Here is a 15,504-nt window from a genome sequence, read left to right as displayed (position 1 = left end):
GGCAAAGAGAAAGTCAGATAAGGAAAGAGCCCAAGAACAGCAAGAATATGCGGAGTTCTATCAAAACTATGTAGATATACGAAGTGGCAAGAAGGAGCCGCCTAAACAGCCAACTTCCCCATGGAAAGCTGTGAAGGCTCATATAGAGAAACAAGCTAATAATAATGAGGCTTTACAGGGACTTGTGAATGCATCAAAAGTACTAACTGGCCCGATAGAAAAATGGCGGGATCGTTGGGAGGAGCGAAGAGAGGAACATCAATTAAATGAGTTGATTCCTGAGGTGCCGGATTATCTTAGCAAAATCCCGGACGAGGATATCTATTTTTCACGCTTCACCTTTGAAGAGCTCGTGGTTAAACAGCAAAAATTGATGACAGAACTCAATTTATTGTTTGGAGCCGTAGCTGTAGTAGGTGCTTTTTTCACCGCAGGAGGTTCGTTATATTTATTAGCTGCAGTCAACGGAGTTTGGGGCGTCGCACAGATCGGTGTAAGTACCATGAAGCTGCAGGATTTAAATGATGGGGTAGTATCCGACACAAGCCTCCTAGGGATTAATCAGGAAATGCTGGATGTGACCGGGTTAATGCTAGGAGCGGTGGATCTAGCGATACTTGGGAAAAGTTTGTTGAAAGGGGCCAAAGGAGCTTATAATGCTAGATATGTGAAGGGGACTGACCAGGTTTCTACACCTAAGACTCGCTTTAAACGTGGGCAAGATAGAAGACAGAAAGAAATGGCAATGCGAGTTCGGCAAGCCGTTGAAGAGAGTAAAGCTATTAGAAAAGCTTCTAAAGATAAGAGAGATTTATATTTCAAGAAAGAGAAGGAATTATATGAAGCTTTAAAGAAAAAGAAAGCAAGCTCAAGTGGATCGTTTGGGGGGGCAGGTAAAGCTGGCTCGAGTGGAAGTAAAGGTGTACTTAATGTTAAACAAGTTGAATATGGAAGTGATGATTTAAGTAAGGCTGCTCAGCAATTTCGTATCGATAATAATATTACAGGTGGACAGAATGTATTAATAGCTGAAGTTGAAGTGAACGGAGTAGTCAAGAGATATCAAATCGTTAGTACACGAGAAGAAATTGTTGTAGGAGAAGAGACAGTTGAAAAGATCACACATTCAGAGAAAATATTTGATGGTATAATGAAGAAAGAGGGAATAAGCCCTGACCAAGTTAAACGGTTGTATTCGGAAAGGGAGCCGTGTATCTTGGATGGACATAACTGTAGGCAGTTGTTATCTAAAGAGTACCCGAATGCGGAAGTGATTTATAGTTTTGAATATGGAGATCAAAAATCACGGAATAGAGGAAACAAAAAACTTAAGCAGGCACTAAAACAACTATTTGGGATTAATTAGTGAGGGAGCGACTATGGAATATAATATAGAAAATGTTAAGAAATATTACGATGATTTTCGGTTATACAACTATGACGATCTTATTAAGCAAGGTTTTATAGAGAGTGATGCCCTTTTTATGAGTCAGATAGGTGTTCCGTACAATTTTCTAGGTTTCACTTTTTTTGAACTGGAAGAATTTAAAACTTGTGTGTTTTTCGATGAAAAATACATACAAGTAGGTATTTTTCGACCACATGATTATACGAGTAATGGAATTTATGTGCATTTAGGTAGTGGCAAGGTAGTAAAAGAATCAGAAAATGATATCGTTCTTCTGAATCGTGATTTAAAAACCTTTTTCTTGTTCCATCTGATTTTTTTTCAGGAAGCTAAAAAGTATAATTTGAAAGAAGTAGAAGAATGTAATACGTATGGAGAAGAGGTGCGCAAAAAGTTTGAGAAAATTGATCCCGAAGCAATGGAAAATAGCGAAGGGTATTGGTCTACTAAGGTTGAAGAGTATGAAGAGATGTGGTGATGTTTAAACCCATTTACAAACCCAACTTCAATATCGTACAATACAACCAACAAACCAAACACTAAACAATTCAAACACTTGATAAACTTTCAAAGCTCTTTCCCACTTGAACCATGAGTAGGAATGAGCTTTTTTTGTATGCCCAAAGTTAAAGGAGGAAAAGGGAAGTGGCGAAAACAGGTGCAAAAAGTAGAGGAAACAGGTTTGATTACTCAGGCACAAGCAGAGTATCAGACAATCGTAGAAGAAGTGAGAGATTACTGCCAGAAAGCACGAGCGTTACGGCAACAGGCGGATGAGTTAAGACGATCGGTAGTACCGATCATCAAGTAGTAACAGATATAAGCAAGCTACAGGAACAGGCTGATTATTATAACCATCTAGCAGATTATAAAGACGGACAACCCAGACTGGGAATCCTGCGCAGCATAGATAGCTTGGCACGAGAAGCATCTGGATTGCGGGAGACTGTCCAGCACAATGGAAATGTATTAGCTCGTCAACAAATGGAACTGGAAGAAGCAGAACAAAAAGCTATGCTAGTGGTAAAACGAGCTAAGGAACAAATAAAGGAAACGGAACAGCTATTTAAGTCCAACGAGTAAAGCTAACAGAGTTGGAGGGGAGCAGAATTGAATAGGAAGTTAATAAAAGGATTTGAACCACTAGAAGAGATTATTGAGTCGGCTAACGAAGACGGATTTATAGAGATTGTAGAAGATGAGGATATTATTGAATTGGTGATGGAGGACAAGACGAATGGCGCAACTAAGCTCCGAAGCATTGGAAGCACGTCGGGAGTACAGAAGACAATACGAACGTGAGTATGGACGCAAATGACAGCAGAAGCCAGAGGTAAAGGTGAGGAGAGAACAACTGAAGAGATAAAACAGGCTCACCAGGAATACGAAGCTGCCTATAGAAAATATAACATGAAGAAGCAGATTCATCACGAGCTGATGGAAGAAGCCAACGGGCCGCCATCTTTTATGCTGGCCGAGAAAGATCCGCCAAAGCAAAAATTTCCGGGAATCATCGATTTTACCAAGATGGCTGAAGAGAAACAACAACAAGAATATGAAGATCTGAAGGATGAGAGTCGCAAAGAATGAACGGGGAGACAGCGAATGCCTCGGGCCTCATCTCCTCAGTAATAAATGGGCTGTCCGAGGGCTTGGTAAGCATGAGAGATAGTGATTACTGGCTAGAGAACGTCATTCCCCAGAAGCCGAATTATTTTAGCAAAGAGGATCAAACTGTTACATACCTTTCACGGCTCAATTTCATGACAAAGGTTACTATTCCACAGCAGCAAGCTGCAATGCTCGGTATATTATTCGGCATTGTGGCCATCGTCTTGGCGATCCCGACGGGTGGAAGTTCTCTGTATTTAATGTTAATAGCAGGAGCAGAAATCGGTGTAGGCATCATGCAGATTAAAGTCAATTCCGAGAAGCTGCGTGATTTGAACGAAGGGAACAACTATAGCAATCCGGCAGTAATAGGGATGAACCAGGACACACTAAACCAGCTAGAGATGGGATTAGGTGTAGTTAGTTTAGCCTTCCTGTTCAAACCGAATAACCTGAAAATCGCTGATAAATTTAAAGACAGCCAAAGACTGGCGGCTTTTAAAGAAGCTGCAGGCAATAAGTACACGAGCTTCAAAGCTACAATGAATGATGCTAATATTAAGATGAATCCGTCGAACTACAAGCTTTCATGGGAAGAAGCGTATAGTCTTTCTACTAATGCCGGTACGATGGGTAGAGGACCTGGGAGATGGCGCCTTGACCGTGTTGCTGACGAACCGTTTATTCAGTTCAGCAAAAGCGGTTCTGGGGGGACGGGTAAACCTATACCTGTAACAAAGGTTAATTATGGTGATCATTTCACAAAGCAAGGTAGAAAAAAAGTTCTAAAACCAAATGTGGAATACAAATCACCAGACGGCTACACTTATCGTACAGATAGTCACGGACGCATTGTCGAGTGCGAAGGAGATCTTGTACTTGGTTCAGCAGAACGAAATGAATATGCACAAAGGACAGTAGGAGGAAAAGATAGGTTGTCTGATGATGATGGTGGTCACTTAATTGGAGCGCAGTTTAAGGGGCCAAAAGATATTGATAATTTAGTTCCACAAAACAGCCAGATTAATCGTTCTGGCGGGGAGTGGTTCAATATGGAAACTGAATGGGCAAATGCATTAAAAGAAATACCTCCAAAAAAAGTTACTGTAAAAATTGACCCGGTATATTCTGGTGATTCAATGAGACCAGATACTTTCAGAGTTACGTATGAAATTGAAGGCGAAGATATGGTTAAGAAATTAATAAAAAATCAAGCAGGGGGATAATTGAAATGGAAGTACTATTGAATGAGCTTTACAGAGAGATAGCTATTACTGTAGACAAAATAATTCCTGAAAATTGGGGGAAGTTTTTTTTCTACGCACAAGTATCAAATGATGGAGGAGGCACTTATTTTTTTTATAGCCCAGTTAATGATCCTGAGATTTATGAATATAGCCTAAAAATACCTCAAAAATTTCAAATTAATGAAAAAGAGTTTGAAGAAAACGAAATGAAACTATTTAACCTTGCAGAGAAAGTGCGTGAAATTTTTAAAGAGAACGATCAAGAATTGTGGTATTCATTTACTTTAAGTCTAGATAACTCTGGTAAATTGAATTTGAATTTTGATTATACAGACTGGCATAAGACTAATTACGGTTTCAGTGATCAACTAAAGATATGGAAGTACAAATATTTAAAGATGATGCCTGTTGATGAAAGAGGGCAACAGTTAATAAGTAGATACTTAGCAGAGTATCCGAATAATCCAATTTAAATAACTATGATATGATTGTAATGAATAACGCTGAAAGACCTGTTATATAGTGAAGATAATAAAAGTATTATTGTAGAAATCAAAAATATGAAGAGTCCTCTGTATCTCGTATATATGCCGCCAACTATAATTGGAACAGTGGCTTTGAAGTGCCAACGGCTATATTAAGCAATGAAAAGTGTGATCTCGGAACAGGTCTACTAATGTTTTATCGTGCAGATGGTGATCGCCTACTTGAATTAAAAGATGTTGTCTCTGTGTCCACTTTGATTGAATGGAAAGAGTTCATCTCAAAGCTGTATGAAAGAATATTTAATAATGAATTCTCTAATAAGTCAATTTCTTTTACACCTCTATTAACAAAAGTACAAGCCTTTAAGCTAAGAAAGTCAAACCCTAGTAATCCTGATGTCTTCTTCGATAAGTCGCCTAGCGATGACATGGAAATTCCAGTTCTCTAGTTTATCTTATGGGAGTTACCAGTGTCGAATGAACCCATTATTCAACCAATAACACCTTTTAACCCATATAATACCCGTATGAAGATTTCGCCATTTTGTTTGTACGCACATCAAATGCTTTAATTTCATAACCTAATTAACGCTAAAGCGTTACATTGAACAGGTCGATTATGGTCAGATACCACCATGATTGATCTGTTTTTTTGTTATGTTCGCTTTCTCACAGTTTTTTGAAAATATTACTTAACTGTAGAATATGCCGCCCCAAGAAGGGAACAGAAGATTTTTGCAACTCCTAGGTGACATAGCCCGACCATGACGAGCGTTGGTTTCTTGATCCTGTAGAGTGTTCTTCACACTGGAAGGCAGAGTTTATATTTAATCCTTTATTTCAGAGAATGCGGGAGTTGGAAGCTGTTAAATCAAGTTATGCCCGGAAAATCTCGACGATGGATATTGAACGGATCTTACAAATTGAAGCCATAAGATACCATTTGTTCGCGATCGAATTTATGAGAAATATGGTTCCTTCTATTTTGGAATGTGAGGGCTACAACTTGCTGGTGAAAAAACCGAATATTTGCATTCTGGCAGGGGAATACCGGGATCGCAGCGAGCTTCTCTATGGTCAGCCGGAAACAGGACAAGAAGGAATCATGGCAGAGCAGTGAATGGAGGAGGGATGTCATGGATTACTTTATGATGCAGCAGGATGAACGCTATACCGACACTCCAGTTTTACAAAATCTTCGGCGAAAAATCGATATACGCCATATGAATCGCCTACGTGCTCATCAAATTGCAGATACAACAATATTTCAGGTTAAGGCCTCTATCAATACTGAGTATTTGGATCTATTAAGCCATCAGCTCTACTTGCTGTCAGATAAATTGAAGAAATTGATCGCCATGTACGAGCCGGAATGTATTTTTAAGCATATTCCTCTGATGGATCAATTCAATAGTAAGCAAAGTCTTTACTTCCTGCCTTTTTTCGAGGAAGTCGAAGCTCTAAGTCCGAGCAGTGAATTTAATGCGGATCGAAGCGTCATCAAGAAGCTGGTACTCCAAGGGGAGAAGGTGGCGAAGAAACGAATTTTCCGCGTGCAAGAAAGTGAGCAACCTCTGATCATTGTCCGCCTAGATGTAGCCGAGAGCATACTCCGCCGAGATATGATCGGAGTTAGCTTGAAGAAAGTTCTCGTTGAGTGATTGAGCGAAAGTTGGGGAAGGGCGTGAACTGATGGATAAGTATGAGTATGTTGTACGTGGCGCTAATATTTTTTGCGATTGTGGATCACATATACGGAAACTGAATTTGCCGAATAGCCACGGAGCCTATGTTAATGGCAAGCCTATGATGAACGAATCGGACTCTATTCCCGAAGTAAATATTTCGAATTTTGGGATCTGCAGCAGTCCGGAAAATCAGAGCGGCGAGACGGTTTATTTAATCTCGATGGATGGCCAAGAAATACAGGGGAAGCCTTGCCTGCTAGCTCTGTTGGCCGGCAGCAAATGGGAGAAGACCAAAGAGCAGGCAAAGGTAGAAGAGAAATCGGCTCTGACTACCGAGTCGGAATTGAGCTGTTCACTAGGTGGGGTGATCCGTTTTAACAGCAGTGGTCAGCATGAAGAGGACTAGGAAGACATGTCAAATATGAAGAGCATAAGCGGGGGCGACCGGACAGCATGAAAAGTTATGCGATCGGAGGCTAGTTGATATGATAGGGTTTGAAAACATAAGAGTAACATCGCCATACCGACTCAAGGTAGTTAAAGATATTCAAATAGAATGGAAGCCGAATGAGCATGGGCGACTATTCATTCGCGGCCTTGTCGATGATCAGGATCAGGTTAACGCCGTACTCAAAGCGTCGACGGATGACCAAGTTCAGGCGTTTGACGGGGAAACCAAGATTTTTAGCGGTCTCATTTCCAACGTACAAACCAAACATCACAACGGGATTTATAGCATAGAGATAGAAGCCGTTTCCGGCTCGAGCCGGCTGGACGCCCAGAAGAGGCGCCGATCCTTCCAAAATAAAAACATGACGTACGGCGAACTCGTTAAAAGCGTTTTGAAAGCTTATGCCGGGTACGATGTGATTCAACTCGTTGGCGAAAATGAGTCTATTGGCGAACCGATCATCCAGTATGACGAGACCGACTGGGAGTTCCTCAGACGGATGGCCAGTCATTTTCAGAGTGTGGTGTACAGTGATATTTACGAAGTCAAGCCACGGATGTACATCGGAGTGCCAACCAGGAACAGCATTCAGTTCCCCGATGATTTGCCGTATACGGCAAGTAAAGATCTACTTGCTTATCAAAATGCTAGGTCAGGATCTGCCTCGGTGCATCATACCGATTTTTTTACATACGAAATTCAAAGTGGCACACGTTATGCCATCGGCGATGAGGTTCTGTTTCGAGATAAACCGATGGTGATTAGTGAAATGAAAGCCGCCATGGATCAGGGTCAACTGATCTATAACTACCGTTTATCGAGAAGGTATGGCATACGTCAAAATCGGATACATAACCAAAAATTAATTGGCATCTCGATGAACGGTAAGGTGTTAGATGTTAAAGGTCAGCAGATCAAGCTGCATTTGGAGATCGATCAGGAGCAGTCGCCCGCATCGGCCTATTGGTTCCCTTTTGCCCCGCCTACGGGAAGTGCCATGTACTCGATGCCTCAGAAGGGAACGAATGCGAGCCTGTACTTCCCGGATGATGCAGGAAGCAAAGCCAAGGTCATCGGCTGTGTCCGGACGAACGGAGGGGATTGCAGCAAAACCGGGGATCCCAACAACCGCTACTTCGGTACGGAGCATGGCAGTGAGCTAGAAATTACGCCGACAGCGATTAATGTGGTCAGTGGTTCCAAAGAGCCGTTAATGATTAGCTTTGATGATGCGGCAGGCGTCATCCTGACAAGCCACCGGAAGCTCACGATGAACGCGGGTGAAGATATTTCGCTGTATACTCCAAAACGTGTGGTATTCCGAACACCGAACATGATCCTGGCCAAGAAATTAAGCAAGCTGAGCGGATTTACGGTTGAAAGTGAGTACCACTTATTAGGAAGCCAGGTCAAGCTGGATGGTGCCGACCGGACAAGCTATCCGAAATATAACGATGAGATTGAGACTTATACGCCGCCGCCGCCGCCGAAGGAAGAAGAGTCGGGCGGATGGGGCTTCTGGGATAAGGTTTGCGCCGCTGTTGCAGTTGTAGTGGTAGTTGCCTTGGTAGTCACTGCTACAGTAGTTACTGGCGGAGTTGCTGGAGCAGTACTCATGGGGGCTGCATTTGGAGCAGTTGGTGCAGTTGGCGCAACCTTTGCTAATGACTTGGCTCGGGGAGAATGGAGTAGCGGGGCAACCTACTTAAGAAGTGCATTAACAGGTGGAATTGTAGGAGCCGTGACGGGTGGGATATTTGGACCCGTTGGGGGCGCGGCATCTACAACATTACTTCCTGCTACGACGAGTCAGGTAGCGAGTGGTTTTACAGCAATGCTTGCTAGTGGATTTGCTAGTGGATATACTGACTATACATTGACAGAACTGATTAACGGGCGCAGACCTACATTTACAGGGGCAGTAACTGTGGGTACTCAAAGCGCTATGTTCTCTGGTTTTTTAGTAGGCCTTAGACCTGTTAAGAACGCGTTGCAGGATCTATTCACAAAGGGAATTAAGCCTAAGACGTCTACTAATAGCCCACAACCTCATATGGATGAGTTGAAGGTAAATAATAAACAAAATCCTGATGTGGAAGGTGCGCCGAGGAAGGATTCTCAAGAGGTTGTTAATGGTGGTGGTGTTCCAAAATTACCATCTGATGAAGAGTTGCTTACTGCTGTCAGTGATTGGTCTAAGATGCAAAAAGCAATTGCGCCTTCAAAAAGAAAAGGGGATCTTTTCAATACGGCCACTTTGGCTTATGATGCAGTTACAGGTAAATATTACTATGGGATGAATAAAGGGGTACAAATAAGTGGTGATAAAAAAAATACAGTGTTATTTGGAACTAAAAATCAAGAGGGATTGTTACCAAAAGAATCTCTTAATGATTATAAGATAGGTAATTGTTCAGAAGTAGATGCAATAAATCAAGCATTAAATCAGAATGCTAAATTGAGTGATTTACACTTAATTACAATTGAAACAACACGCTCATCATTTGGAAAAACAAAATTGGCTTGTGAAAATTGTACAATTACTTTCAAAGGAAAAGTTGCTGATGCAGTAACTGGGTGGACTAAAGGAGGAAAGTGATTATGGATATGAATATAGAACAATTTAAACATATTTCGTTAAGAGGTAGAGTAGCGTATGGAATTAGCTGCTTTGAGAATATACTTATAGCCTTAAAATACGATCCTAATGATTGGAAGATAGTTTTGAACTATTTATGGGAATTTACTAGTATTCCATATCTAGATGATTGGAACGAAACTATAGTTGAATTAATTCCAGAAAATTTAATGGAGTTTGAAACATATGAAGAGGAAGAATTTGAACGGCTAAGTAAGGATGAATATCTATATTTGTATAGATTATATCAAAATATTGATAGCTCAATTGATATAGTACTTCGAGAACTCTATGAATTGGGTATCAGCCATGCGTATTCGGTAATTGAAGGATATGGTGAAAGTAGTTTGAATTCTTTGCAGAAGATTATTGATTTCATGATAGATAATAGCTTTTCATTACCGGATATTGGATCATTTCTGAAATATTCTATAAAAGAAAATAGAGGATGGGGTGATAAGTTTAATGGAAAAAAATTGTCAAAAGTTTTGAGGGATTTTAGAATCTAAATTATATTAAAGATTATAGCAACTTTTTAAAGTCAATGATGATCTATCAATAAAATATTGTGAAACCTTCGTAAATTAAATTCAATAATACCACAATGCGAGCAACCGCCCGTGTTGTGGTTTTTTGCGATGTCTAAAACTATGAGATAATACTTTATGATACGAGGGGGGTGTTTATTTTGTCGAAAATATTACATAAATAACAAAACACAAGAAAAACTAGTTGAGATGATGGAGGATAAAAGAGTCAAAATAATAATTTCATTAAGTGATTTGAAGGAGGTCTTGAGTAAGTGAGTTCTATAATTATTAAAAAAAATATATAGAAATATTCACTCGAACAAACAGTGGCTGCCTTCAAGAAGGCAGCCCAAGAAGCAGGCATGTTTTGCTTTTAAATAAAGTTTAAACATAGTAAGGGTAATTTTTTATCTGCAGAGGGGACGTTATCAGAAGTCGACGAAACTACATTTCAAAATTCTGAAAATATGATAAAGTCAGATATTTTACATTTAATGCAAATGTAATTGAAGAGAACTCATATGATAGTTTCACATGGTTAACACAAAAAAATAATTACTTTTGGGCCATGGATATTGAAAACATAAATCATGAGTACCAATTTTCTTTTAGATTTGTAATAGAGTATTTTAGGGAAAATAGTGAGGATTATTTATGGTTTGATGATGCTGATTGGTACTATTCTGCTGACGATATATTACAACTAAGTCAAATGCCATATAACCCTGAGTGGTGCAGTAAAAAAATTGTATAAAATTACTCGTAACTTTGAATAAAAGCATTTGATTGATGACTTCTCAAAATACACTCAATACCAATTGAAAACATTGTCCTAAATAATGTTATCTTGTTACATCAAACAGGTCGGTTATTGTCAAATACCACCAAGATTGATCTGTTTTTTGTTATCTTATACGTTATCCCGATGTCGAAGAACAGAAAGTAATAAATCATGTCTTTTAGGGTGAATAGCACGATACAACTGGAAATGTTATAAATGGAAGAGTTAAAGGGAGTAAACGGGTTTGAAATTGCAGGATATGTTGAAGATGGTTGGGAAATAAGAAACTTAACGGTTTTCAAAAATTGTTAGTTGGAGATGAGCAAATCATAAAAATTGGTCATTACTCGTTTTTACAATATGGACTGTACGTAAAAGAAGGAAGGGATGGACTTTTCACAAGCTCTTCCTATCATAAACCTCAAATTTATATACTAAATAAAAATTTGAGAACATTTTTTTGTTTCATTTAATTAAGAATGAAGTGGCAAAGAAAATGATACAAGAAGGTGAATATACTTCATACAATTTTGCGATTAAACTAAGTAAGTTGTATGAACAAATTGATCCAGTAGCAATGAAAGATGTTGAAGGATATTGGTCACATCTAATAGAAGACTATGAAACCGGACTATGAAACCGGTTGAATTGAGCAACCAATATATTACAAGTAAAGTGAATTACCATCCAGATTGTATAAGGGGCGGCTGTTCAATAAGACCTCACCCATTGCCCAATGATCCCATCATTCATCGATGAACACATCTAACCCATGTAATACCCATATAAAGATTTCTCCATTTCGGATGTATGCACATTAAATGCTTTAATTTTTAACCTAAATAACGCTATTCTGTTACATTGAGCAGGTTGATTTATGGTCAGATACAACATGATTGACCTGTTTTTTGTTATGTTCGCAATGGTTGATGGGGAAAGAAACTCTATATATCCAAAATTTGATAAGAGGAGAAATCTTGATGAATGATTATATACAAATTACAGACGGAGAAAAAAAGAACGGCTTATTGATCAACTTTTTTTGTCTATGGGTTTTTGTATTACAAATACAAGGCGTCGTATGTACAAGATGCCAGACAAAGTTTCCAGTAAATCAATTTATAAAAGGGACGGTGTTTGATTAATGAATATAAATTATAGTTCAGAAATGTGCATGCAATTTTCTAATGAAGAGCTTTATGAAAACCTTATAACTAAATTTGATAATAATCCTGATGTAATTATAAAAACTTTATCTGATGATGATCAAGAAGTTGAGATAGCGTCAAATATACCAATTCAATTTATATGTTTTGATGGAGACAAACAAGATTTATTTATTAGTTTCTATGGAAATCAAACTTCAATTTTTGTGAAAGATGAAGAAATAACGTTTATTGATGAAAGTACAAAAGATAGATATACAACAAGTGATACTTTTGAGAATGTTATCTATGAGGGAAGTTTACGTAATCTCACCCATCTTGAGATATTAACTTTATTTGCTGAAGTTATTACGTGCTTTATTGGTGCAGAAGAAGTTGAAGTTATTGAGAAAGAAGTACCCTCGGATAAACAGTATGTACAATATAAATATTTTAAACCACATGTCTATGAAATAAATGTAAAAAACAATAATTTAGATAGAAAAAGCAAAGTTTTTGAAAATATTACTATAAATTATTAAAATGCATGAAATTGTTTTTTGAATAGGATCTTTCTTATTTAGGTTGATTATGGTCAGATCTACCATGATCGGCCTTTTTTGTTGTCATGCTAGCGTATCAGTATTAAAAGAGATAAAACATTAGTTGTTACTTATACATTATCCAGAGGATTAAATGATTCTAATGCTTATTCGGTAATCGAAGGATATGGTGAAAGTAGGCTTAGTTCTTTGCTGAAGATGGCTGAAGAGAAACAACAACAAGAATATGAAGATCTGAAGGATGTGACTCGCAAAAGGATGAACGGGGAGACAGCAGAAGCCTTGAGCCCCATCTCCTCAGTAATGAAAGGGCTATCCCAGGGCTTGGAAAGCATGAAAGATAGTGATTACTGGCTAGAGAACGTCATTCCCAGAAACCGAATTATTTTAGCAAAGAACCTCAACTCGCTGAGGTTCAAGAAAAAACAGCACTAAGTTATTTAAATGAGTTTACTAAAAAGTATTCATCAGGCTCTGAAGGAGTGAATCAAGCGTTAAATCAAGGTTCTAAAATTAGTGGTTTGTACTTATATACTGTTGAAACGACTCCGAGTGCGTTTGGAAAAGCAAAAGAAGCTTGCAAAAACTGTACATTTACCTTTAAAGGAAATGTAGCGGATGCACTGACTGGGTGGTATAAAGGAGGAGAATGAAATTGAATATGAATATGGATAGATTTAAACTTATTTCATTCAGAGGTAGAGTTGCATATGGGATTAGTTGTTTTGGAATGCATTAATATCATTAAAATACAATTCAGATGATTGGAAGATTGTTTTGAATATCTATGGGAGTTCACAAGTTCAAACCTAGAAGGCTGTAACTCAGCAACAGCTGAATTAATTCCTGAAAATTTACTGGAAACTAAGACATATGATGAAGATTTTGAGCGGATAAGTGAAGATGAATACCTAAGTTTATATAAACTATATCTAAATATTGACGAATCAATACATACCTTACTACGAGATATTCATGAACTTGGAGTTAGCCATGCTTATACTAATATTAGTGGGTATGGGGAAAGAAGTCTGGATTCATTGGGGACACTATCTGCCATATGATTCCTTATACACCTAAAATCAGGCCAAATGCTATCATTACAAAGCCCTCGTTACCTAAAGGCGGGAAACCGGAAGGAAGCTATGCTCCTATTAAAGGTAAAGATAGCCGAGGATTAGAGAGACAAAATGAAGCCGCCAATGTGCTGGCGGAAAATGGATATCGCACCATAATGCTTGACGAAGTCCCCAATGGAAATGGTTTTCGTGGAAACGGCTATGGAATTAATCCTGATAAAAGTCCGGACTTCATAATAGAGCAGCAAGTATTTGATTGTTATGCCCCTAATAAAGGTACGAGTCTAAGAAATATTCTTGATAAACTTAGAGAGAAAACTACAGAACAAGCCAGACGAATAGTGTTAAACTTAAATGATTACCCCGTTGAAAAAAGGGCCGAGCTTATTGAAAATCTAATTAGTGAAACACACAAGGATTTAAAATACCTAAATGAACTCCTAATTATTGAAGGGCGTCAAGTAACTAGAGCGTACTGGAGGTTTGAGTAAGATGGATTTTAGATTATCAGTTGGTTCTAATTTGCCTAGAGAAGAACTGGGGAAATTGCTCTACGATATGTTATGCGAAGTATTGTTTGTTGAATTAATTAATTATGAGGCAGAGGTATGGGATCGAACTGGTAAACAATACGTAAGCGTCGGTTGCACATATTTTTCAATGAGCATTAATTTAGATGATGAGGATGAATATGCAGAACGTTTTCGAGAAATGAATCTCGAAGATCATGGTGTGGATACAAACGTTCGTATTAGTATTCAATTTATAGCACGTACTTTTGATCTTGGATGGTTAAAGTTACTCGAAGTTATTGGAAAACTACTACAGTTGAACGATAAGGATTTGGTTGTTGAAGATGATACTTCATACCCACTAATAAAAAGAATTAAAGGGCGTTTACAGATCAATAATCATTCAGACGAATATCAAACCAATTATTTGACTAAAGAAAATCTAGCCCTATTGAATTACCCTTATGAAGAAGAAAATTTTTTTGAAGATAGCGAGCACGAAAAGTAATTTCTTTTTCTTAGTTAACAATAGATCTATTAAAGACTATTATGGAAAAAATAGCGTAGTCTGTAGGTTTGTATAAATGTGTCTCATAATTCTAATAGATATCGTATAATGTAATCAATATAAACAAACTCATCACTTAAAAATCACAAACACTTAATAAATTTTTAAATGCTCATTCCAACTTAAATCAAATAATATTGCTGAGTTATTAACGGCTTATTTCTACTTAATTGTTAGGTAGGAATGAGCTTTTTTATTATTTCTGAATCCATGTTCGCAAGTTTAATGATCATACCCGCTGTTATATTTCAACAACCATGTCGGAGGAACAAGCCGATATAAGCTTAAGAAATGGTACATATCGAGATAGTTTGCTGATTCGTAAATCTACCGAGCAGGGGAATGAGTACCTCTTCGCAGGTGGAGTTTCCAATATCGATATTCAGGTGGAAGATGGCATTCCCCATGTGACTATAGAAGGCCTGTCGCGAACCTATGAAATGGATCGCCAATTGGTCAGCTCATCGTGCAGTATGAAGAGACGAATTGGCAGTTCTTAAAAAGGCTGGCATCGCGGATCGGTACAGTCATCCTTCCTGATATCGTCATGGATTCGCCTCGGGTTTATTTTGGCGTACCTGATTTCTCTTGGGGGAAGGTTATCCGATCCCATCATTATTCGATCATTAAAGATCGGGGGAACTTTCTTGATATTCAAGCGAATTCGGATGCGAACTCAGACTTGGGGGAGTCTGACTTCGTCAGTTACCGGGTACATACGAACCAGTACTGCCAGGTGGGGGACAACGTTTCTTTTAAGGGACAGATGTGGGTGGTTACGGAATCCGTTATTACTTA

At 38.4% G+C, this 15,504-nt stretch carries 20 protein-coding genes and 1 pseudogene; all 21 read left to right on the top strand.

From position 1 onward, the window contains the following. A partial coding sequence (locus tag ACOZB4_RS33925; RefSeq protein WP_422759736.1) for a nucleic acid/nucleotide deaminase domain-containing protein occupies positions 1–1,366 on the top strand: 1,366 nt, incomplete at its 5' end. 13 nt (positions 1,367–1,379) lie between these two features. Then, positions 1,380–1,886 carry an SUKH-4 family immunity protein gene (locus ACOZB4_RS33920; RefSeq protein WP_379416860.1) on the top strand — a complete coding sequence of 169 codons (507 nt, stop codon included), beginning with the start codon at positions 1,380–1,382 and terminating at the stop codon, positions 1,884–1,886. Between the two features lie 138 nt (positions 1,887–2,024). Beyond that, on the top strand, positions 2,025–2,219 hold the full coding sequence (locus ACOZB4_RS33915) for a hypothetical protein (protein ID WP_379416858.1): 195 nt from the start codon (positions 2,025–2,027) through the stop codon (positions 2,217–2,219). A gap of 104 nt (positions 2,220–2,323) precedes the next feature. Then, positions 2,324–2,491: a hypothetical protein gene (locus tag ACOZB4_RS33910; protein WP_379416856.1), complete on the top strand. Its 168-nt coding sequence runs from the start codon at positions 2,324–2,326 to the stop codon at positions 2,489–2,491. 27 nt (positions 2,492–2,518) lie between these two features. Then, a complete protein-coding gene (locus tag ACOZB4_RS33905) occupies positions 2,519–2,710 on the top strand; it encodes a hypothetical protein (protein ID WP_379416854.1) in 192 nt (63 codons plus the stop codon). A gap of 12 nt (positions 2,711–2,722) precedes the next feature. Further along, entirely contained in the window at positions 2,723–2,998 is a 276-nt protein-coding gene (locus ACOZB4_RS33900; RefSeq protein WP_379416852.1) for a hypothetical protein, read from the top strand. Between the two features lie 71 nt (positions 2,999–3,069). Continuing rightward, complete coding sequence (locus tag ACOZB4_RS33895) at positions 3,070–4,245, top strand: DNA/RNA non-specific endonuclease (protein WP_422759735.1); 1,176 nt, start codon at positions 3,070–3,072, stop codon at positions 4,243–4,245. Between the two features lie 5 nt (positions 4,246–4,250). Further along, the gene (locus tag ACOZB4_RS33890; protein WP_379416848.1) at positions 4,251–4,739 is read left to right on the top strand and encodes an immunity protein YezG family protein; all 489 of its coding nucleotides are present in this window, start codon (positions 4,251–4,253) and stop codon (positions 4,737–4,739) included. Between the two features lie 149 nt (positions 4,740–4,888). Next, the gene (locus tag ACOZB4_RS33885; RefSeq protein WP_379416846.1) at positions 4,889–5,200 is read left to right on the top strand and encodes a DUF4274 domain-containing protein; all 312 of its coding nucleotides are present in this window, start codon (positions 4,889–4,891) and stop codon (positions 5,198–5,200) included. A gap of 398 nt (positions 5,201–5,598) precedes the next feature. Further along, the gene (locus ACOZB4_RS33880; protein ID WP_379416844.1) at positions 5,599–5,871 is read left to right on the top strand and encodes a hypothetical protein; all 273 of its coding nucleotides are present in this window, start codon (positions 5,599–5,601) and stop codon (positions 5,869–5,871) included. Between the two features lie 16 nt (positions 5,872–5,887). Then, entirely contained in the window at positions 5,888–6,412 is a 525-nt protein-coding gene (locus ACOZB4_RS33875; protein ID WP_379416842.1) for an imm11 family protein, read from the top strand. A gap of 31 nt (positions 6,413–6,443) precedes the next feature. Beyond that, positions 6,444–6,845, top strand: a complete 402-nt coding sequence (locus ACOZB4_RS33870; RefSeq protein ID WP_379416840.1) for a DUF4280 domain-containing protein — start codon at positions 6,444–6,446, stop codon at positions 6,843–6,845. 79 nt (positions 6,846–6,924) lie between these two features. Then, positions 6,925–9,489 (top strand): contractile injection system protein, VgrG/Pvc8 family, encoded by a 2,565-nt coding sequence (locus tag ACOZB4_RS33865; protein ID WP_379416838.1) that lies wholly within the window; start codon positions 6,925–6,927, stop codon positions 9,487–9,489. Between the two features lie 2 nt (positions 9,490–9,491). Further along, a complete protein-coding gene (locus ACOZB4_RS33860; protein ID WP_379416836.1) occupies positions 9,492–10,037 on the top strand; it encodes a hypothetical protein in 546 nt (181 codons plus the stop codon). A 1,286-nt stretch (positions 10,038–11,323) separates the two neighbouring features. Further along, on the top strand, positions 11,324–11,476 hold the full coding sequence (locus tag ACOZB4_RS33855; RefSeq protein WP_422759734.1) for a hypothetical protein: 153 nt from the start codon (positions 11,324–11,326) through the stop codon (positions 11,474–11,476). Between the two features lie 507 nt (positions 11,477–11,983). Further along, the gene (locus ACOZB4_RS33850) at positions 11,984–12,526 is read left to right on the top strand and encodes a hypothetical protein (protein WP_379416834.1); all 543 of its coding nucleotides are present in this window, start codon (positions 11,984–11,986) and stop codon (positions 12,524–12,526) included. Between the two features lie 219 nt (positions 12,527–12,745). Continuing rightward, the gene (locus tag ACOZB4_RS33845; RefSeq protein ID WP_379416832.1) at positions 12,746–12,982 is read left to right on the top strand and encodes a hypothetical protein; all 237 of its coding nucleotides are present in this window, start codon (positions 12,746–12,748) and stop codon (positions 12,980–12,982) included. Between the two features lie 47 nt (positions 12,983–13,029). Then, the gene (locus ACOZB4_RS33840; protein WP_379416830.1) at positions 13,030–13,200 is read left to right on the top strand and encodes a hypothetical protein; all 171 of its coding nucleotides are present in this window, start codon (positions 13,030–13,032) and stop codon (positions 13,198–13,200) included. 407 nt (positions 13,201–13,607) lie between these two features. After that, positions 13,608–14,117, top strand: a complete 510-nt coding sequence (locus ACOZB4_RS33835) for a hypothetical protein (protein ID WP_379416828.1) — start codon at positions 13,608–13,610, stop codon at positions 14,115–14,117. A gap of 1 nt (position 14,118) precedes the next feature. Continuing rightward, the gene (locus ACOZB4_RS33830) at positions 14,119–14,646 is read left to right on the top strand and encodes a hypothetical protein (RefSeq protein WP_379416826.1); all 528 of its coding nucleotides are present in this window, start codon (positions 14,119–14,121) and stop codon (positions 14,644–14,646) included. A gap of 526 nt (positions 14,647–15,172) precedes the next feature. Further along, a pseudogene (locus tag ACOZB4_RS33825) lies at positions 15,173–15,504 on the top strand (hypothetical protein); the annotation flags it as partial.

Origin of the sequence: Paenibacillus sp. NPDC058898 (genome assembly GCF_049316025.1) — a bacterium.
In the GTDB taxonomy this organism is placed as follows: Bacteria; Bacillota; Bacilli; order Paenibacillales; family Paenibacillaceae; genus Paenibacillus_AQ.
Note: the sequence above shows the minus strand (reverse complement) of the source record. Positions and strands in the feature narration are given on the sequence as shown.